The following is a 17076-nucleotide window of genomic DNA, read 5'->3' as shown; positions in this document are numbered from 1 at the left end:
CATCAGTGACCCGCCATTCCGAGGTGCAGAGAGGCCGCTCCGAAGACGTGCGGAGCGAGAACGAAGTAGAGTAGGACGGCGGCGCCGAGGGCTAGCCACGCGGCGTAAGAGCGGATGTTGCCGGATTGCCAGCGCTGAAGGATTGCGCCCGACAGAGAGGCGATGCCGGCGAGAAGCCAGGCGAGTCCGCCGAGGATAGCGAAGTCGACGACCCACTCGAGGAAGTACTTGGAGAGGGTGAGGAGCGGCTTGACGACGATGAGGTTGTAGAACTCGTCGACGTAGTATTTGTTCTGGAGCAGGTTGTATCCGGCGGGCGCGGGCGCCGCGAGTTGCGCAGCGGCGGAGCGTTGGTGGTACATGCGGTGGGCGAGGAACCAGCCTAATGCTCCAGCGGCGACGGCGAGGGCCATCATGATGTATTCGAGGCTGCCGGTGAGCTCTTCGGTTTTGGTTCCGAGCACCGGAGAGAGGAATGCGCCGAAGCGGCCTGCGCCGATCCAACCGCCGCCTACGGAGAGGACCGCGAGAATGGCGAGAGGGCCGAGCATGGACCAGGGGCTCTCATGCGAGTGAGCGTCGTGGCTTCGGGTTTCGCCGAAGAAGGTGAGATACCACAGGCGGAACATGTAGAAGGCCGTTAGACCGGCAGTGACGAGTCCGACGAACCAGAGGAGCTTGCCGAGGCTTCCGGAGGCGAAGGCTGCGGCGAGGATCGCGTCTTTGGAGAAGAAGGCGGACATGAATGGAAATCCCGAGATTGCGAGGACTGCCATGGTCATGGTCCAGAAGGTGATGGGAGTCTTGGTGCGAAGGCCACCCATCTTGCGCATGTCCTGCTCGCCGCCCATCGCGTGGATGACGGAGCCTGCGGCGAGGAAAAGAAGTGCCTTGAAGAAGGCGTGCGTCATGAGGTGGAAGATGGCCGCAGAGTAGGCAGCGACGCCGCAACCGAGGAACATGTAGCCGAGCTGCGAGACGGTGGAGTAGGCGAGGACGCGCTTGATGTCGGTCTGAACGAGACCTATGGTCGCTGCGAAGAGCGCGGTGGCTGCTCCGATGATGGCGACGACGCTGAGTGCGAGCGGCGAGCGGTCGAAGATGAAGTGGGTGCGGGCGACCATGTAGACGCCGGCAGTGACCATGGTGGCGGCGTGGATGAGCGCGGAGACGGGCGTAGGTCCTTCCATGGCGTCGGGCAGCCAGACGTAGAGAGGAAGCTGCGCGCTTTTGCCGGTGGCTCCGATGAAAAGGCAGAGGGCGATCGCGGTGAGTACGCCGCCAGTCATGGTGGGATTGGCTGCGATCTTCTGGGCGAGGTCGCTGAAGGAGAGTGTGCCGAAGTTGGCGAGGAGGAGGAAGAGGCCGATGAGGAAGCCGAAGTCGCCGATGCGGTTGACAATGAATGCTTTTTTGCCGGCGTCGGAGGCGGACTTCTTCTGGAACCAGAAGCCGATGAGCAGGTACGAGGCGAGACCGACGCCTTCCCATCCAACGAACATGAGTAGCGCGTTGCCGGCGAGGACCAGCGTGGTCATGAAGAAGAGGAAGAGGTTGAGGTATGCGAAGTAGCGCCAGTAACCTTCATCGTCGTGCATGTAGCCGACGGAGTAGATGTGGATGAGGAAGCCTACGCCGGTGATGACGAGGAGCATGATCAGCGAGAGCTGATCGAGGACGAAGGTGAGGTCGATGTTGAGGGGGCCGACGGTGATCCAGTTGCCGTAGCTTTCGGAATGCGGCAGTGCGGCGCGCGATGCGAGCAGGACAACGAGGAATGATCCAAGCGGCGCGAGAAGCGCGATTGCGCTGACGACTGCTTTGGGAAGGCGACGGCCGAGCAGCCCGTTCAGGAGGAATCCGATGAAGGGCAGGAGCGGGATCAGCCAGAGATGGAGGGATTCGTTCATAGTTTCATCAGGTCGATGCGATCGACGGCGAGCGTGGCGCGGGCGCGGAATACGGCAATGATGATGGCGAGGCCAACGGCGGCTTCAGCAGCGGCGACCACCATGACAAAGAAGACGAAGATCTGTCCTTTGACGTCGTGCCATTGGTGGGCGAAGGTGACGAAAGAGAGATTCACGGCGTTGAGCATGAGCTCGATGGACATGAAGACCGTGATGAGATTGCGCTTGATCAGGAATCCGACGACGCCGAGGCAGAAGAGAACGGCGCTGAGGAGCAGATACCAGACAAGCGGGACTTCAGGAGAGAGATGCATATTACCTAGGCTCCCTTCCTTCCGCGTCGCCTTTGCGGGCGAGGGCCACGGATCCAAGGATGGCGACGAGGATCAGGACAGAGGTGACTTCGAAGGGGAGCAGAAGTCGCGTGAAGAGGACAGTGCTGAGATCGGCGGTGCTGGTGATGTGGTCCTGGATGCCGGCGTCGCCGAAGCCTTGAAGTTTCATAAAGCCGGTGGCGATGACGGCGAGGATGGCGGCGACGGCGGGGAATCCGACGGTGCGGTACGCGCTGCTGCCCAGGGTGCGCTCTTCTCGGCCCGCGTTGAGGAGCATGACGACGAACGTGAAGAGCACCATGATGGCGCCCGCGTAGACGATAACCTGCGCGGCGGCGAGGAATTCAGCGCCGAGGAGAAGATAGAGCACTGCCAGCGACGTCATGACAACGATGAGCGAGAGCGCGCTATTGATGGGCTGCTTCTGAAACAGGAGATTGACGGCTCCTGTGAGGCAGAGTGCAGCGAAGATGATGAAAAGAATCAGGTGCATCGTTGAAGTCGCTTACGAAGGATCCGGTTGTGGGAAGGTGATGAAACCCTTCCGATTCTAACTGAGCGGTTGCGGCAAACCCGGTGATGGATGAACAGTGCTCCGGATCAACCTTTATCTTTCCCAGGTGTCATGAACGAGACCCTTCGGCTTCGCTCAGGGCAGGCTCTGGGGCACCCAGGTACTAGCGGTAGGCGAGCCAGAGGCTGGTACCAACGATGTTGAGGATGGCGAGAGGCATGAGCCAACGCCACCCGTAATTCATGAGCTGGTCATAGCGGAAGCGGGGCAATGTGCCGCGCACCCAGACGTAGAGACACAGGAAACTGAAAACCTTGATAACGAACCAGAACATCGGCAGGATGGAGCGGATGACGATGTTGTTGGGCGTCGGAAGTAGGTTGCCGAACGGGCTGGTCCAGCCGCCGAGGAAGAGCAGGGTGGCAACGCAGCCGACGGTGATCATGTTGGCGTATTCGGCCATGAAGAACATGGCGAACTTCATGGAGCTGTACTCCGTGTGGTAGCCGGCGGTCAGTTCGCTTTCGGCTTCGGGCAGGTCGAAAGGAGCGCGGTTGGTTTCGGCGAAGGCGGCCATGAGGTAAATGAAGAATGCGACGAACTGGAATCCGCCGAAGAGGTTCCAGGAGAGGAGGCCGTGCGTCGCTTGGGTCTGGACGATCTTGTCGAGGTTCAAAGATTCTGAGCGCATCACAACGCCGACGAGGGACAGACCGAGGGCGAGCTCGTAGCTGACGAGCTGGGCGGAAGAACGAAGGGAACCGAGCAGCGAATACTTGTTGTTAGAAGACCATCCGGCGAGGGCGATTCCGTAGACGCCGATGGAGGTGATGCCGAGGATGACGAGGAGGCCGATGTTGACGTCGGCGATCTGGAAGACGTGGAAGTTGCCGGGGCCGGTGATGCTGGGGTCGCCGAAGGGGACGACGGCGATGGAGATGAGTGCGCAGCTGAGCGCGATGACCGGGGCGAGCAGATAAAGAGGACGGTAGACGGCGGTGGGAATGATGTCTTCCTTGAGGAAGGATTTTGCGCCGTCGACGAGAGGCTGGAGGAGGCCGAAGGGGCCGACGCGGCTGGGTCCCCAGCGATTCTGGATGCGACCGACGAGCTTGCGCTCAAGGAGCACGGTGTAGGCAACGGCCATGAGGAGCACGACCGTGACTACGATGACCTTGAGCAAGCTCCAGAGGAAAAACTGCAGAATCGTCACGTTCCTAAAGCCTTTCGGAAAAAGTTCAACCTGCAACTGCTTCTTGTTTTACTTCGGCCTGATGGCGCTGGAGATCTGCGATGCCTTTGCTGTATCGGCCAAGCGTGCCGGAGGTGAAGAGACCGTTGTGGCTGGGCCTGACCACGTCAGGGCCGCTTGAAGTGAGTGCGGAAACGGGAACGAAGCCGGGCTCGGTATGAATGTCGTTGCCGCCGAAGAGATTGACGCGATCGAGTTTGTAGGACGGAACGAGGCGCTCGATTTCGTCGAGGATGGCGAGCGGATCGAAGGGGCTGACGCGGGGCTCGAGGCCCTGAGCGGTGAGCCAGATGGCGTGGCGATCAGCTTCGCCCATCTGCGCGCCGCGCGACTGGCCGAGGTCGACTTTGACGCCGGTTTTCCCGAAGGGGACAAGAGATTTGACGTTGGTGTCCATGCTGGCGGCGAGCTTGACGAGAATTTCAAAGTCGGGCTTGATGCCGGGTGTGTCCGCGGCCTTGCGAACAAGCTGAATGTCGCCGTATGTGTTGGTCACGGTGCCGGTTTTCTCGTAGAGGCTGGCTGCAGGGAAGACGACGTCGGCTACGGCTGCCGTCTGGGTCAGGAACATGTCCGTGACCACCACAAACTTGCCTTTGAGAGATGCCGGGTCGAAGGTGTCGATCTCGAGGGGATTGGCTCCGATGATGAGGAGTGCTTGCAAGGAGCCGCCCGCAGCGGAAGAGAGCATCTGCGGCTGGTTCAGCCCGATGGTGTGCGGCATTCCGGGGTATTCGTCGGCGAATGCGTCGTGTGTGCTGACGGGAACGTAGCCGGGGAGGCGATCGGGCAGGAGACCCATGTCGGCTGCGCCGCGGGAGTTTGAGTAGTCGCCAAGGTAGGCGAAGCGAACATTGGGACGGCTGAGGCCCCAATTTACGAGTTCGTCGACACCGGAGCCGCGGAACTCCGCGCCGAAGATGACGACGAGGTTCTCTTCTGCGAGGAGCGCGTCGCGAAAGGCTGGGTCGTTGATTTTCGAATCAGTTCTGCTCAGGAATTTCGTGAGCGAAGCGTAGCCGCCGGCGGGAAGGCGGAGTGCGGCTTTGGCCTGGCGCTCGAGCTTGATTTGGGTCTCGTTGGCGACGTAGAGGCGGGCGCGATTGAGGCGGACGTTGGTGCGGATGGTCCAGGCGAGAAGAGGATGCTCAGCTGTGGGGTCGCCGCCGATGAGGAGGATCGCCGGGGCGGCGGAGATGTCGCGTAGGCTGGCTGACTTGCCGGGATGGCCTGCCATGGCGCGCGCGAAGGAGACGTAGTCGGTGGTGCGCTCGTGGTCGATGTTGCTGGTGCGGAGGACGGTGCGCGCAAATTTCTGAAGGAGGTAGTTTTCTTCGTTGGTGGTGCGATTGGAGCCGATGACGCCGATGGCAGCGCCGCCGCGCGTGTCGCGGATTTCCTTGAGCTTTGCACCGGCTACGCGGAAGGCGTGTTCCCAGGTGGTTGGCTCGAGCTTGCCTTCATGGTTGCGGACCAGAGGAGCGGTGAGACGTTCGGGGTTTTCGACGAAGTCGAAGCCGAAGCGGCCTTTGGCGCAGAGGAAGTCGCCGTTGATGCCGCTCTTGTCGCGATTGTCGGCGCGGATGATTTCAGCACCGTTGGTGGACTGGCGGATGCCGAGCGTGACCTTGCAACCGTCGGCGCAGTGGGTGCAGACGGTGGAGACGTGATTCATCTCCCAGGGGCGGGTCTTGTAGCGGTAGCTGCCGCTGGTGAGAGCGCCGACGGGGCAGATGTCGATGCACATGCCGCACTGCTCGCAGTCGAGCTGGTCGCCGCCATCGGGCGAGATGACGGAGGTGACGCCGCGGTTCTGTACGCCGAGCGCCCAGACGTCCATGCCTTCTCCGCAGACGCGTGTGCAGCGATAGCACAGGATGCAACGGGGGCGATCGTAGAAGACGGCTGGGGACCACTGCTGTTCTTCGCGATGGCGCTTGGCATCGACCATGAGGCTTTCGCCGGCGCCGTACTTGAAGGTCATGTCCTGCAACTCGCACTCACCGCCGGCGTCGCAGACGGGGCAGTCGAGCGGGTGGTTGCCAAGGAGGAGTTCGATGGTGGCTTTGCGGGCCTGTGCGATTTCCGGTGAGTCGGTGGTGAAGACCTGGCCTTCGGCTACGGTCGTAGTGCAGGCGGTCTGAAGCTTGGGAACCTTTTCCTGACGGACGACGCACATGCGGCATGCGGCCTGAAGGCTGAGTCCGGGGTAGTAGCAGAAGGCGGGGATCTCAATGCCGGCTTTGCGGCATGCTTCAATGAGCAGCGTCCCTGCGGGGGCGGTCAGTTTCTTTCCATCGACTGTGAATGTAACGTCTGCCATTCGTCCTTTGGTGCCGCAGGGGCTAAAGCCCCGGTTCTTGTCTTGCACTTTTTCGGCACGACTGAAGTCGTGCCCTGACGCTTCCTGTTGTGCCTACTGCATATCACAACTAAAGTGGTGCCCTGATACAGTTTGTTACTCCTAAAACCCGTTACACGATGGTCAGCTCCGGGGCGCCGTGCTTTGCGAAGGGGCAGGGCTTCCCGTCGAGGTGATCTTCGAATTCTTTGCGGAACTTTTTGACGAAGCCCAGTGTGGGCATTGCGGCTGCGTCGCCGAGCGGGCAGAAGGTGCGGCCCATCATGTTTTCGGCGAGGTAGCGAATGTTGTCGATGTCCTTCGCTGTTCCGAAACCTGCGTGGAAGCGCGTGAGGGATTTCTTGAGCCAGTCGGTACCTTCGCGACAGGGAATGCACCAGCCGCAGCTCTCGTGCTGATAGAAGCTGATGGTGCGGAGGGCGAACTCGACGATGCAGGTCTGATCGTCGATGACGACGACTCCGCCGGAGCCAAGCATCGAGCCGGCTTTGCCGACCTGATCGAAGTCCATGCCGAGGTTTTCGATTTCTTCCGGAAGGAGGACAGGCGTGGATGATCCGCCGGGGACTACGGCTTTGAGAGTACGGCCGCCACGGACGCCGCCAGCGACGTCGTAGATCATCTTCTTGAGGTTGTAGCCCATGGGGAGTTCATACACTCCGGGGCGCTCAATGTGTCCGCTGATGCCGAAGAGGCGCGTGCCGCCGTTGCGGGGCGAGCCGATGGCTGCGAAGGCTGTGCCACCCATGTTGATGACGTGGGGGACGGTGGCGATGGTCTCGGCGTTGTTGATGACGGTGGGTCCGCCGTAGAGGCCGACGACAGCGGGGAAGGGCGGCTTGATACGTGGGACGCCACGCTTGCCTTCGAGAGATTCCATGAGCGCGGATTCTTCGCCGACTTCGTAGGCACCTGCGCCGCTCTGGGTGATGATCTGAAATTCGGTGTCGGTGCCGAAGATGTTTTTGCCGAGAAAGCCTTTTGCGTAGGCGTCGGCTACGGCTTTCTCCATGATCTCGAGGAGGTAGCGGTATTCGCCGCGCAGATAGATGAAGCCCATCTTGGAGCCGATGGCGAGGCCGGCGATGATGGTGCCTTCGATGACGGAGTGCGGGTCGTGCAGGAAGATGAGGTGGTCTTTGCAGGTGCCGGGTTCGCTCTCGTCGCCGTTGATGAGGACGTACTTGGGCTTGGCGGACTGCTTGGGGACGAAGGACCACTTCATGCCAGTGGGGAATCCTGCGCCGCCGCGACCGCGGAGGTTGGAGGCCTTCATCTCTTCGATGACCCAGTCGGGGCCTTGGGCGAGACACTTGCGGATGGCTTCGTAACCGCCAAGCTCGATGTACTTGTCAATGTTGGCCGCGCCCTGGCCGAAGCGCTTGGAGACGACCTTTACTTCGTCGGGATGGGAGACGAGCCTAGGCATTGTTCTGGCCCTCGGATTTCTGTCGGTATTGGGCAAGAATGCCGGAGACGCTCTCTGGAGTGAGGTCATCGTGGAAGTCGTAGTTGACCTGGATGGCAGGGGCCCAGCAGCAGGCGCCGATGCACTCGACCTCTTCAAGGGAGAATACGCCGTCGGAGGTGACGCCTTTGTGGCCGATGCCGAGCTCTTCCTGGAATTTCTCGAAGACGTCGTAGGCTCCGCGGAGCATGCAGCTGATGTTGGTGCAGACCTGCACATTGTATTTTCCGGCCGGCTTGAAGCGGAGCATGGAGTAGTAGGTGGCAACGTTGCGGACGTCGAGCTCTGTGATACCGATGCGCTGGGCGACTTCGGCGATCACCGCGTCGGAGAGGTAGCCGATTTCGTCCTGCGCGTAGAGGAGCATGGGAACGAGGGCGGAACGGCGGACGGGGTATTTCTCGACGAGCGCGTCGAAGCGGGCCGCGACTTTGGGCGAGAAGATGCTCATGGTTTCGGCTGTCATTGCATCATCTCCCTTGCCCATGCTTCTGCTGCCATATCCATTTCTTCCTCGCCGGTTGTGCTGCGGAGTCTTCCGGCTTCTGTGAGTTCCACTATTCCGCTTTGTCCGTTGTCGCGCGACCAGGTGATGTGCGCGCCGTTGCGTTTGAGGTCAAGCCAGTTGCTGCCGTGGCGGACCGTGATGTGATTTTCCCCTAGTTCGACTGTTGCCTGCCTGTCCCCATTGAGCCCGTGCGCCGCGGTGTAACTGCGAAGCAGGGAGGCGAGTGAAACCCAAAGTTCGATGTACAGTTGCTCGCAGGTTGTTTCGGTTTTGGCCTGCCCCATCTTCCCTCAGGGGCTAAAGCCCCGGTTTCTCTTGACTCTCTTTGGCACGACTAAAGTCGTGCCCTTTCAAAACTTGATTCGTTGCAGGGGCTAAAGCCCTGGTTCTTCTTTTGCGTTGTGCGGCACGACTAAAGTCGTGCCCTGACGCTTATTGTTTTGCCTGCCGCCTAGCACGATTCCATTCGTGCCCTTTAAGAAATTCAGCGGTCGATTTCTCCGAGAACGATGTCGATGGAGCCGATGACGGCGACTACGTCGGCGAGCATGCGGCCCTGGCACATGGTTTCAAGCGCCTGCAATGAGGCGAACCCCGGATAGCGCATGTGCACGCGATACGGTTTGGCTGTGCCGTCAGAGACGACGTAGTAACCCATGGTTCCATGGCCGGATTCAATAGTCTGGAAGACTTCGCCGGCGGGAACGTTGAAGCCCTCGGTCACGATTTTGAAGTGATGGATGAGTGCTTCCATCTGGGTCTTCATCTTTTCGCGATCGGGGAGAATGATTTTTGGTGCGTCGGCCTTGACGGGGCCGCCAGGCATGCCGTCGAGGGCCTGCTGGATGATCTTGATGCTTTCGCGCATCTCTTCGAGTCGGACTTCGTAACGGCCCCAGCAGTCGCAGCGATTCGAGATCGGCACGCGGAACTGAAACTTCTCGTACCCGGCGTAGGGCATGTCGCGGCGAAGGTCAAAATCGACGCCGGAGCCGCGCAGCGTGGGTCCGGTAACGGCGAGAGCGACTGCGTCTTCGGGAGTCAGGATGCCGACGCCAAGGAGACGATTCCGGAAGATGGGATTGCCGGTGAGAAGGTTCGAGTACTCGTCAATTTTCTCGGGAAGAGTCCTGATGAACCGCTGAATGCGATCAAAGAGGTCGAGGGGCGGCTCCATGGCGAGGCCGCCGATGCGGAAGTAGCTGGTCATCATCCGCTGGCCGGAGACGGCTTCGAAGATGCGCAGGATTTCTTCGCGTTCGCGGAAGGTGTAGAGGAAGACTGTGAGCGCGCCGATGTCCATGGCATGCGTGCCGAGCCAGATGAGGTGCGAATTGATTCTCGTCAGCTCGGTAAGAAGAACGCGGATCCAGACTGCGCGTTCGGGAATTTCCAGGCCGAGAAGTTTCTCGACGGCGAGGCAGTAGCAGAGATTGTTGGCCAGCGGGCCGAGGTAGTCGACGCGATCGGTCAGCGGGACGACCTGCTGGTAGAACTTCGACTCGCAGGTCTTCTCGATGCCGGTGTGGAGATAGCCGACTTCGGGGTAGAGGCGGACCACAATTTCGCCGTCGATTTCGAGTACAAGGCGGAGCACACCGTGCGTGGAGGGGTGCTGCGGTCCCATATTAAGGACCATGTGCTGGTCTTTGGAGCCTTCGGCGGGCGGGGCTTGAAGGATCGGCGTACCTACGTCGACGCTCATCGGTAGCCCTCCACGGGGTAGTCCTTGCGAAGGGGATGTCCGACCCACTCTTCCGGCATCATGATGCGGCGGAGGTTGGGGTGACCTTCGAAGCGGATTCCGAAGAGATCGAAGACTTCGCGCTCGTAGAAGTTGGCGCCGGGGAAAACTGAAGTGATGGATTCGACCGCAGGGTCGGCTTCAGAGACCCAGGCCTTGATCCGAACGCGCTGCTTCATCGCGTGCGAAAGGATGTGATAGGTGAGTTGGAAGCGCGGATCAGAGGGAAGCCAGTCCACGGCCGTCATGTCTTCAAAGGCGTTGTAGCCGGCTTCTTTGATTGCCTGCACGGCTTCGACGATGTTTTCGGAGGGCACGGTAAGGCTGAGCTCTCCGCGATCGAAGAGAGCGTCTATGATCGCGTCGGCGTTCCAGGCAACGAGTGCCTTCACCGCAGCATGGTCCGACATTCTCTCGAGTACAGCCTGCTTGCCAGCAATGGTTTCCTGGGTGGCTTCTGCCATTTAGAGGTCCGCCTTATCCATGCTCCAGTTGAGGATGCCTTTACGAATGATGTAGTAGAGGCCCACGACGATGAAGCCGAGGTAGACGATCATCTCCCAGAATCCGAAGAGGCGCTGGCCGGTGATATGGGGGAGCTGGCGGTAGATGACGGCCCAGGGCATCATGAACACCGCTTCGACATCGAACAGGATGAAGAGCATCGCCACCATATAGAAGCGAACGCTGAAGCGCGCTCGAGCATCGCCGACGGATTCAATACCGCACTCGTAGGCGGCGAGCTTTACGGGAAGGTTGCGATGGCGGCCAATGAACCATGAGGCAAGCACCATGACGGCTGCAAGTCCCACTGCAAACACAATTTGCAGCATAAGAGACAAATATTGCCAGTGGTAGGGAATCATGGTCTTCCTGTTCGCGACGCGTTTGAAGATGGCGGCGTTCGCACCTGTCCCGAATCGGCTCCACTGCGACAGGCCGCTGGTTTGAGCTTAGGTTCCAAAACTGATCCCGTCAAGACGAGGAAGCCCCTCTCAATCTCACATTTAGAGCCACGGAAGCCCTTCCCGGATGGTTCGAAAAATGATAGGGCGTAGTGGGACACACAATCGCGGATGTGAGAACTGTCACTCCTTCACTGGGATGTGTATACGATGTGGCCGAATCATGCATCTGTGAGTGAGATCACAGGGTCTTGACCCGAATGGCGGCTCGGAACGGATGAAGGTGAAATTTCTGAGGGAACCGCCGATAAAGGCTGGCATCGAGGCGGGCGGGAACAGACGAATGGCGGCGGAAATGAGAGCGCGGCGGATATCTCCGGAAGCGGGACGGGCGCTGGAAATTCTGGGGCACGCGATTGAGTATCTGAGCGATGAGTATGTCGAGCACGCAGAGGAAGTGAGGGCGGCCGATCCGCGGGTCGATGCGATTCAGATTTTGATGAGATTGAATCGGGAGATTTACGTGGCCTGTCCAGTGGTTCCCGGGGTTGGCGAGCGGATCATGTCGTTTCTGCGCGGGTATGTGCTGCGGGCGGAGAGGTCAGGGGTCAATCCGGCGCGATGAGACGATCATGCTTGCTCTGGTAGTCTGAGCTTGTGTTTCAACAGCTTCCGAAGTGCCTCACCTTACTTCTGAAAAGCGCGGCGTGCCTGGCGATCACTCTTGCAGTTGCTCCGGCGGCGCACGCGCAACCTGCTGAAAAGATCGACATCAATCCCACGTTCACGATTTCGAAATATGCGCCCGGAATGCCCATACACATGGTGGGTTACGGTGATATGCGTTTCACCAATCCGTTGGTGAAGATCGGGACGAATCCGCGCGTCAGGAAGTGGCTGGCCGAGCAGATTGGTCGAGAGAAGCCGGAGGTCCTGATGGTCACTGGTGATATGCCCTACGCGGGTGCAACAAAGGGTGACTGGCAGGTATACCGCGACGAGACAAGGTCCTGGACGGCGGAACATACGCTGGTTCTTCCTACGATTGGGAACCACGAGGTCAGGGGCGGTGAGCAAAAAGGGATTGCGAATTACCTCGAGAATTATCCGGGATTGAAGGGCCACCGATATTACTCGGTTCTGATGGGAAGCGTGGAGGTAATTTCGCTGGATATGACGTCGCCTTCCGGCGGCACAAGTACGCAGGCAACGTGGTTTGCGGCGCAACTCGATCATGTGCCCAAGCAGGTGGAATTTCTCTTCATCCTCTATCACACGCCGTGGGTTGTCGATCAACAGTCACAGCTGTTTACGAATCTGCCGTCAAAAGAGGCGCTGACGCTGCGCCACTTGATGGAGATTCACTTGCACAAAATGCACGCGAAGGTGATCGTGCTGAGCGGTCACATCCACAATTATGAGAGGTTTGAGCGAAATGGCGTCGAGTACGTGACATCCGGCGGAGGGGGCGCCGAACCCTATCCACTCCTGTTCAGAGGATCTGCAGACCTTTACAGAGATACAGGGTTTCCGGTTTATCACTACCTAACCATGGATTATGAACGCGGCAAGATTCACGCGGTCATGTGGAAGGTCACAGATCCGAACGCTGAGACGCTTGGGGTGGAAAAAAAGGACGAGTTCACGATCGTGGCCGAACCGAACAAGACTGGCGTGTATATCCCGTGATGTCAGCGGCTATTGACCGATGACCAGCACTGCGAAGAGCACTATCCAAGCGAGTCCCATCGCGTGCCAGTACCACGCGGTGGCATCTACTGCGATCTGGCGAAGCTCGACTCGTTTGAAGTTGCGGACGATTGCGAGAATGATTGCGAGCGCGATGACTCCTGCGATGAGGTGCGCGGCATGCAATCCGGTGATGATGTAGAAGAAGTAGCTCGCGGGAGTTGAAGCGTGGTTGAATGCGAATCCCTGAGCAATCAGCTGGAGCCAGGCTACCCACTGTCCGATTAAGAAGAGAAAGCCAAGAGCAAGTGTTCCTGCCATCCAGGGAAGAGTGCGCTGCAAGGCGGGATGGCCGAGGCCCAGCCACTCCTCGAGGACATCGATCTCCCGGAAGATGTTGCGACGAGCTATTTCGATGGTGAGGCTGCTCAGAAGAAGGACTGCGGTATTCAGGAAGAGAATGGGCGGCAGGAGAACGGGATGCCAATCACCAATCTGCTCGTGGGTGCGCGGGTCCATGTGGGTGCCAGCCTGACGCGCGAAAAATAGAGCGACCAGGATCGCGAAAAACATCATGTCGGCGGCGAGGATTGAAAAGACGGAGAAGCGGATCTTGTGCAGTAACTCGCGCGGACCACGACGCTCATGCTGCCTGTCGTCGTCACCTCCTCCTCCGCCGCCACCCGTCGGGCGCCGGTCAAGGGGTGGCTTTCCGCCAATTCCTGGCTCTTTCCGTTCCGTTTCCGCAGGGGAATGCGTAAAGGTCGCGGGCATCTACAGCCTCTGGTGGAGATCAGACTATACCACTAGTCCTTGGACGCGGCCACTTCGGAACAGGATGGCCTTTTTTCTCATCCTCTAAGACGCTTTCATTTTCTTGCGGAGGCCGGAGTTGACCAAATCAACAAAAGACTGGTGCACGCGGCGATCGTCAGGGGTGAGTTCGGGATGGAAAGTCGCGGCCATTAGCTTGCCTTGCCGCACCAGGGTGGGTCTTCCGTCGCGATGGGCGAGCACTTCAACGCTGGGTCCGGTTTCAACGATCCGTGGTGCGCGGATGAAGACCATTTCGAGCTTGTCCCCCGGCAGTTTCGTCTCAGAGAAGAGGATTGACGAGTCGATCTGCCTTCCATAGGCGTTGCGCTCGATGACTGCGTCGAGAACACCTAGGCTTGCCTGAGGAGGATTGCGGACTTCACGCGCGAGGAGGATTGCACCGGCGCAAGTACCGAAGACCGGACTGGATTGGCAGAACTGTTTCAGATCGTCGAACAGGTCGCGGCGTTCAAGAAATTTCAGCATCGTGCTCGATTCGCCGCCGGGGATGATCAGCCCATCCAAACCCCGTAGCTCTTCACGCTTTCGAACTTCGACCGGGATTGCACCGCATTCGGCAAGAGCCCTGGCGTGGGCAGCATAGTCTCCCTGGATAGCCAGCACCCCGATATGTGGCTTTGGCGGATCGACGTGCAAGCTGACTCTCCTTGGTTCGAACAGTTCTTAGAAATTGCTAACGCAATGGAAGAGGCTGAAACGCGAAAGCCGGAGACGCGGTGCGCCTCCGGCCCTGGGACCAGCGATTCGCTACCAGCCGCGCGTCTGGAGGAGCTGCGATTCTTCGATGGCTGCTGCTGCGAGACCCTTCATGGTTCCGGTCACCTGTTCGCTGACTTCTGCAAGGATCTTGGGATCGTTGTAGTGAGTGGTGGCGATCACGATGGCCTTGGCGCGGGATACTGCTTCAGCCCGCTCAGCCGGATCGTTTTCGACATCGAGAGGGGTGGCGCGCTCCTTCATGAATATCCCGGAACCGACGAAGATGGCTTCGGCTCCGAGCTGCATCATGAGGGCAGCGTCGGCAGGAGTGGCGATGCCACCCGCGGAGAAATTGGGGACCGGAAGCTTGCCGGATGCAGCAACCATGCGGACGAGCTCGTACGGGGCCTGGTGCTCCTTGGCGGCCGCATAGAGCTCCTGTTCTGAGAGTACGGTCAGGGCTCTCATCTCCTTGATGATCTGACGCATGTGCTGCACTGCGTGAACCACGTCACCCGTGCCGGCTTCTCCCTTGGTGCGGATCATGGCCGCGCCTTCGGCGATTCGGCGGAGCGCTTCACCGAGGTTGCGGGCACCGCAGACGAAGGGCGTCGTAAAGGCATGTTTGTCGATGTGATGAGTCTCGTCGGCCGGCGTAAGGACTTCGCTCTCGTCGATGAAATCGACGCCGATCTCCTGCAGGATCTGAGCTTCAGCGAAGTGCCCGATGCGAGCCTTGGCCATGACAGGGATGTTGACCGCCGTCATGATCTGCTTGATGAGGCTGGGCTTGGCCATGCGGGCCACACCGCCTTCGGCGCGGATCATTGCGGGGACGCGTTCAAGAGCCATGACGGAGGCGGCACCTGCTTCCTCAGCGATCAGGGCTTGTTCGACGCTCATGACGTCCATGATGACGCCGCCTTTCAGCATCTCGGCGAGACCCACTTTCAGGCGGAGACCGGTTCCAGGAAGACTCTTGTTTTCATTCTGTTGTGGCATTTTCTTTTGACCTCGAATGGCAGCCGTCGTTCACCAAACTCTCGGGCATTCTCTTGGTCTAGTGTAGCAGCGAAGTGATGGATGGAAGGACCTGCCTGCGGACGAGGCGTGTCCGGGAAATCATGAGTTTTTTCCAAGATCACTCAGCCCCTTCTGGTGCCCCTCATGCACAGAGTTGTTCCGAATGGGGACAGAGGGCCAACTCGGCGGTCTGGAGCAGCAGATTGCGAAGGTGAATTCGTCGAATGCCCGAACCGAGCTGACTGCCTCGCCCGCGACACCTGCCGGGGTTGTTCCAGAACTACCAGAAGCCGCAACTGAAGAGCGATCAGGAGTCCGTCGGATCCCGGTTGAAGTCGACGTTTCGGTTCCGATCGAGCGATTTCGGGTTCGCGATGTGCTGGCGTTGAGCCAGGGGCAGGTGATTGTGACGCGCTGGATGGAGGGCGAGGACATGCCGCTTGCGGCCCACGGGACGCAACTCGCCTGGTCAGAGATTGAAGTGATCGAACAAAGGCTGGCTGTAAGGATTACGAGGTTGGCCTGAGGAGGGAGTTTTGAACGCTTTCAAGGATTCATTGATGGGGGCCGTCCGCCGAAGGGAGTCGACCGATCCGGTGATTGCTCGTATGTGCAGGAGAGTTGCAGGGGCTTTTATGACGCGGTTGCGAGCGCGTGCTGCATCCGAGTCCCGGCTGAAGATCCTCGACCGGTTCAGGGTGACTCCTCGTCAGGGTCTGCTCCTCGTCGAGGTCGAAGATGAACGTCTCCTGGTTGCAACTTCGGATGGAAGCGCGACGGCATTTTATCCGCTGCGGAGGCCGGTAGCGATCCCGGTCGAGGGCAGCTGCGTATGACAGTGCTGTTTGTCGCATCGCGCGCGGCGAGTCCGGCTGCTTCTCAGCTGATCCCAGACTTGTCGACGCGGTTCCAGCCGTCAGATTCGGCGCCGTGGACGATTCTGTTCGTCTTGACTTTGATCACGCTTGTTCCGGCGATATTGATGTGCATGACACCTCTGGTCCGCCTGCTGGTGGTGTTTCACTTTCTGCGTCAGGCTCTTGGGACTCAGACAGCTCCGTCGAATCCCACTCTTCTCGGTCTCGGACTGATGATGACCTGGTTTCTGCTCGCGCCCGTCGTCGCAGACGTGAACCGAGAAGCGGTGGATCCGTATCGGGCAGCGAAGATCACGGGGTGGGAGGCGATCGAACTCGGATCGAAACCGGTCAAGCACTTCCTGCTGCGCTACGCTCGGCAGAAGGATCTCGCCTTGTTTGCTGCCGCCGGACAGGTGGAGCGGCCGAACGCGCCAGATGATCTGCCGATGCGGGTCGTCATCCCGGCCTACATTCTTTCAGAACTGAAGGCAGGCTTCGCGATCGGAGCCGTTCTGTTCCTGCCGTTTCTCCTGATCGACATGGTTACCGCCGCGATCACGACCTCAATCGGGATGTTTCAACTGCCACCCGTTGTAGTTTCAACGCCCCTCAAGATCCTTCTGTTTGTCATGGTTGACGGCTGGAACCTTCTAGCGCATTCACTGTTGAAAAGTTTCTAAGGAGCGCACTCGTATGTCGCCAGATCTGGTGTCGGAATTGCTGCGGCAGCTGATGAAGGAGGCCATGATTCTCACGGCGCCGGTTCTGGTTGCGACCGTGCTACTCGGGTTCGTGCTTACTCTGTTCCAAACCCTGACGAACGTCCAGGACCAGTCGTTAACCTCCGTGCCGCGCCTGCTCGCGGTGGCAGCGATCTTGCTCGGCGGGATGCCATGGTTCCTGGGGCGAATAACCGCGTACGCGATGCATTTGATGGGCGACCTCCATCGCTACCTGGGCTGAAGAGGAA

General features: G+C 59.4%; 20 protein-coding genes. 6 read left to right on the top strand and 14 right to left on the bottom strand.

The genetic code is table 11. The features are described from left to right. Positions 1-2: 2 nt before the first annotated feature. From nuoL to DHV10_RS02145, 11 genes are all read right to left on the bottom strand, one after another. The gene (nuoL, locus tag DHV10_RS02195) at positions 3-1910 is read right to left on the bottom strand and encodes an NADH-quinone oxidoreductase subunit L (protein ID WP_109484678.1); all 1908 of its coding nucleotides are present in this window, start codon (positions 1908-1910) and stop codon (positions 3-5) included. Continuing rightward, on the bottom strand, positions 1907-2224 hold the full coding sequence (gene nuoK / locus DHV10_RS02190) for an NADH-quinone oxidoreductase subunit NuoK (protein WP_109484677.1): 318 nt from the start codon (positions 2222-2224) through the stop codon (positions 1907-1909). The genes nuoL and nuoK overlap by 4 nt, the downstream gene beginning before the upstream one ends. A 1-nt stretch (position 2225) precedes the next feature. Next, positions 2226-2738 (bottom strand): NADH-quinone oxidoreductase subunit J family protein, encoded by a 513-nt coding sequence (locus DHV10_RS02185; RefSeq protein ID WP_109484676.1) that lies wholly within the window; start codon positions 2736-2738, stop codon positions 2226-2228. 184 nt (positions 2739-2922) lie between these two features. Beyond that, on the bottom strand, positions 2923-3972 hold the full coding sequence (gene nuoH, locus DHV10_RS02180) for an NADH-quinone oxidoreductase subunit NuoH (RefSeq protein ID WP_420818731.1): 1050 nt from the start codon (positions 3970-3972) through the stop codon (positions 2923-2925). Positions 3973-3997: 25 nt separating this feature from the next. Next, positions 3998-6334, bottom strand: coding sequence for a molybdopterin-dependent oxidoreductase (locus DHV10_RS02175; protein WP_109484675.1), 2337 nt, complete (start codon positions 6332-6334; stop codon positions 3998-4000). Positions 6335-6485: 151 nt separating this feature from the next. Further along, complete coding sequence (gene nuoF / locus DHV10_RS02170; protein ID WP_109484674.1) at positions 6486-7802, bottom strand: NADH-quinone oxidoreductase subunit NuoF; 1317 nt, start codon at positions 7800-7802, stop codon at positions 6486-6488. Further along, complete coding sequence (locus tag DHV10_RS02165; RefSeq protein ID WP_109484673.1) at positions 7795-8307, bottom strand: NADH-quinone oxidoreductase subunit NuoE family protein; 513 nt, start codon at positions 8305-8307, stop codon at positions 7795-7797. The genes nuoF and DHV10_RS02165 overlap by 8 nt, the downstream gene beginning before the upstream one ends. Beyond that, positions 8304-8633, bottom strand: coding sequence for a transcriptional regulator (locus DHV10_RS02160; protein ID WP_109484672.1), 330 nt, complete (start codon positions 8631-8633; stop codon positions 8304-8306). The genes DHV10_RS02165 and DHV10_RS02160 overlap by 4 nt, the downstream gene beginning before the upstream one ends. Before the next feature lie 200 nt (positions 8634-8833). Further along, the gene (nuoD, locus tag DHV10_RS02155) at positions 8834-10054 is read right to left on the bottom strand and encodes an NADH dehydrogenase (quinone) subunit D (protein WP_109484671.1); all 1221 of its coding nucleotides are present in this window, start codon (positions 10052-10054) and stop codon (positions 8834-8836) included. After that, positions 10051-10557 (bottom strand): NADH-quinone oxidoreductase subunit C, encoded by a 507-nt coding sequence (locus DHV10_RS02150; RefSeq protein WP_109484670.1) that lies wholly within the window; start codon positions 10555-10557, stop codon positions 10051-10053. Before DHV10_RS02150 ends, nuoD begins: the two co-directional genes overlap by 4 nt. Next, a complete protein-coding gene (locus DHV10_RS02145) occupies positions 10558-10959 on the bottom strand; it encodes an NADH-quinone oxidoreductase subunit A (RefSeq protein ID WP_109484669.1) in 402 nt (133 codons plus the stop codon). Positions 10960-11341: 382 nt separating this feature from the next. Between DHV10_RS02145 and DHV10_RS02140 the strand changes: the two genes are divergently transcribed. Both DHV10_RS02140 and DHV10_RS02135 read left to right on the top strand, forming a co-directional pair. Further along, positions 11342-11623 (top strand): hypothetical protein, encoded by a 282-nt coding sequence (locus DHV10_RS02140; RefSeq protein WP_162601130.1) that lies wholly within the window; start codon positions 11342-11344, stop codon positions 11621-11623. 32 nt (positions 11624-11655) lie between these two features. Further along, positions 11656-12687 (top strand): metallophosphoesterase family protein, encoded by a 1032-nt coding sequence (locus DHV10_RS02135; protein ID WP_109484667.1) that lies wholly within the window; start codon positions 11656-11658, stop codon positions 12685-12687. Positions 12688-12696: 9 nt separating this feature from the next. On the opposite strand, the gene DHV10_RS02130 is transcribed toward DHV10_RS02135, so the two are convergent. The 3 genes from DHV10_RS02130 to pdxS form a co-directional block, all read right to left on the bottom strand. Continuing rightward, positions 12697-13461 carry a cytochrome c oxidase subunit 3 gene (locus DHV10_RS02130; protein WP_109484666.1) on the bottom strand — a complete coding sequence of 255 codons (765 nt, stop codon included), beginning with the start codon at positions 13459-13461 and terminating at the stop codon, positions 12697-12699. A gap of 84 nt (positions 13462-13545) precedes the next feature. Continuing rightward, positions 13546-14160 carry a pyridoxal 5'-phosphate synthase glutaminase subunit PdxT gene (gene pdxT, locus DHV10_RS02125; protein WP_109484665.1) on the bottom strand — a complete coding sequence of 205 codons (615 nt, stop codon included), beginning with the start codon at positions 14158-14160 and terminating at the stop codon, positions 13546-13548. A 111-nt stretch (positions 14161-14271) separates the two neighbouring features. Beyond that, a complete protein-coding gene (gene pdxS, locus DHV10_RS02120; protein WP_109484664.1) occupies positions 14272-15225 on the bottom strand; it encodes a pyridoxal 5'-phosphate synthase lyase subunit PdxS in 954 nt (317 codons plus the stop codon). Between the two features lie 184 nt (positions 15226-15409). Here pdxS and DHV10_RS02115 point away from each other — a divergent pair, with 184 nt between their 5' ends. Genes DHV10_RS02115 through DHV10_RS02100 form a run of 4 tightly spaced genes read left to right on the top strand, consistent with a single transcriptional unit; the run spans position 15410 to position 17069 of the window. Further along, a complete protein-coding gene (locus tag DHV10_RS02115) occupies positions 15410-15772 on the top strand; it encodes a FliM/FliN family flagellar motor switch protein (protein WP_109484663.1) in 363 nt (120 codons plus the stop codon). A 34-nt stretch (positions 15773-15806) separates the two neighbouring features. Further along, on the top strand, positions 15807-16082 hold the full coding sequence (locus tag DHV10_RS02110; RefSeq protein ID WP_338042581.1) for a flagellar biosynthetic protein FliO: 276 nt from the start codon (positions 15807-15809) through the stop codon (positions 16080-16082). Further along, entirely contained in the window at positions 16079-16786 is a 708-nt protein-coding gene (fliP, locus tag DHV10_RS02105) for a flagellar type III secretion system pore protein FliP (protein WP_109484661.1), read from the top strand. Before DHV10_RS02110 ends, fliP begins: the two co-directional genes overlap by 4 nt. Positions 16787-16799: 13 nt before the next feature. Next, positions 16800-17069, top strand: coding sequence for a flagellar biosynthetic protein FliQ (locus DHV10_RS02100; RefSeq protein ID WP_109484660.1), 270 nt, complete (start codon positions 16800-16802; stop codon positions 17067-17069). The last annotated feature ends 7 nt before the right edge of the window (positions 17070-17076 follow it).

The sequence above is a fragment of the Occallatibacter savannae genome (genome assembly GCF_003131205.1).
Lineage (GTDB): Bacteria > Acidobacteriota > Terriglobia > Terriglobales > Acidobacteriaceae > Telmatobacter > Telmatobacter savannae.
Note: the sequence above shows the minus strand (reverse complement) of the source record. Positions and strands in the feature narration are given on the sequence as shown.

Coding starts and splice junctions, on each gene's coding strand:
- nuoL (WP_109484678.1), bottom strand. CDS start 1,910: ATGAACGAATCCCTCCATCTCTGGCTGATCCCGCTCCTGCCCTTCATC.
- nuoK (WP_109484677.1), bottom strand. CDS start 2,224: ATGCATCTCTCTCCTGAAGTCCCGCTTGTCTGGTATCTGCTCCTCAGC.
- DHV10_RS02185 (WP_109484676.1), bottom strand. CDS start 2,738: ATGCACCTGATTCTTTTCATCATCTTCGCTGCACTCTGCCTCACAGGA.
- DHV10_RS02175 (WP_109484675.1), bottom strand. CDS start 6,334: ATGGCAGACGTTACATTCACAGTCGATGGAAAGAAACTGACCGCCCCC.
- nuoF (WP_109484674.1), bottom strand. CDS start 7,802: ATGCCTAGGCTCGTCTCCCATCCCGACGAAGTAAAGGTCGTCTCCAAG.
- DHV10_RS02165 (WP_109484673.1), bottom strand. CDS start 8,307: ATGACAGCCGAAACCATGAGCATCTTCTCGCCCAAAGTCGCGGCCCGC.
- DHV10_RS02160 (WP_109484672.1), bottom strand. CDS start 8,633: ATGGGGCAGGCCAAAACCGAAACAACCTGCGAGCAACTGTACATCGAA.
- nuoD (WP_109484671.1), bottom strand. CDS start 10,054: ATGAGCGTCGACGTAGGTACGCCGATCCTTCAAGCCCCGCCCGCCGAA.
- DHV10_RS02150 (WP_109484670.1), bottom strand. CDS start 10,557: ATGGCAGAAGCCACCCAGGAAACCATTGCTGGCAAGCAGGCTGTACTC.
- DHV10_RS02145 (WP_109484669.1), bottom strand. CDS start 10,959: ATGATTCCCTACCACTGGCAATATTTGTCTCTTATGCTGCAAATTGTG.
- DHV10_RS02140 (WP_162601130.1), top strand. CDS start 11,342: ATGGCGGCGGAAATGAGAGCGCGGCGGATATCTCCGGAAGCGGGACGG.
- DHV10_RS02130 (WP_109484666.1), bottom strand. CDS start 13,461: ATGCCCGCGACCTTTACGCATTCCCCTGCGGAAACGGAACGGAAAGAG.
- pdxS (WP_109484664.1), bottom strand. CDS start 15,225: ATGCCACAACAGAATGAAAACAAGAGTCTTCCTGGAACCGGTCTCCGC.
- DHV10_RS02115 (WP_109484663.1), top strand. CDS start 15,410: ATGGGGACAGAGGGCCAACTCGGCGGTCTGGAGCAGCAGATTGCGAAG.
- DHV10_RS02110 (WP_338042581.1), top strand. CDS start 15,807: ATGGGGGCCGTCCGCCGAAGGGAGTCGACCGATCCGGTGATTGCTCGT.
- fliP (WP_109484661.1), top strand. CDS start 16,079: ATGACAGTGCTGTTTGTCGCATCGCGCGCGGCGAGTCCGGCTGCTTCT.
- DHV10_RS02100 (WP_109484660.1), top strand. CDS start 16,800: ATGTCGCCAGATCTGGTGTCGGAATTGCTGCGGCAGCTGATGAAGGAG.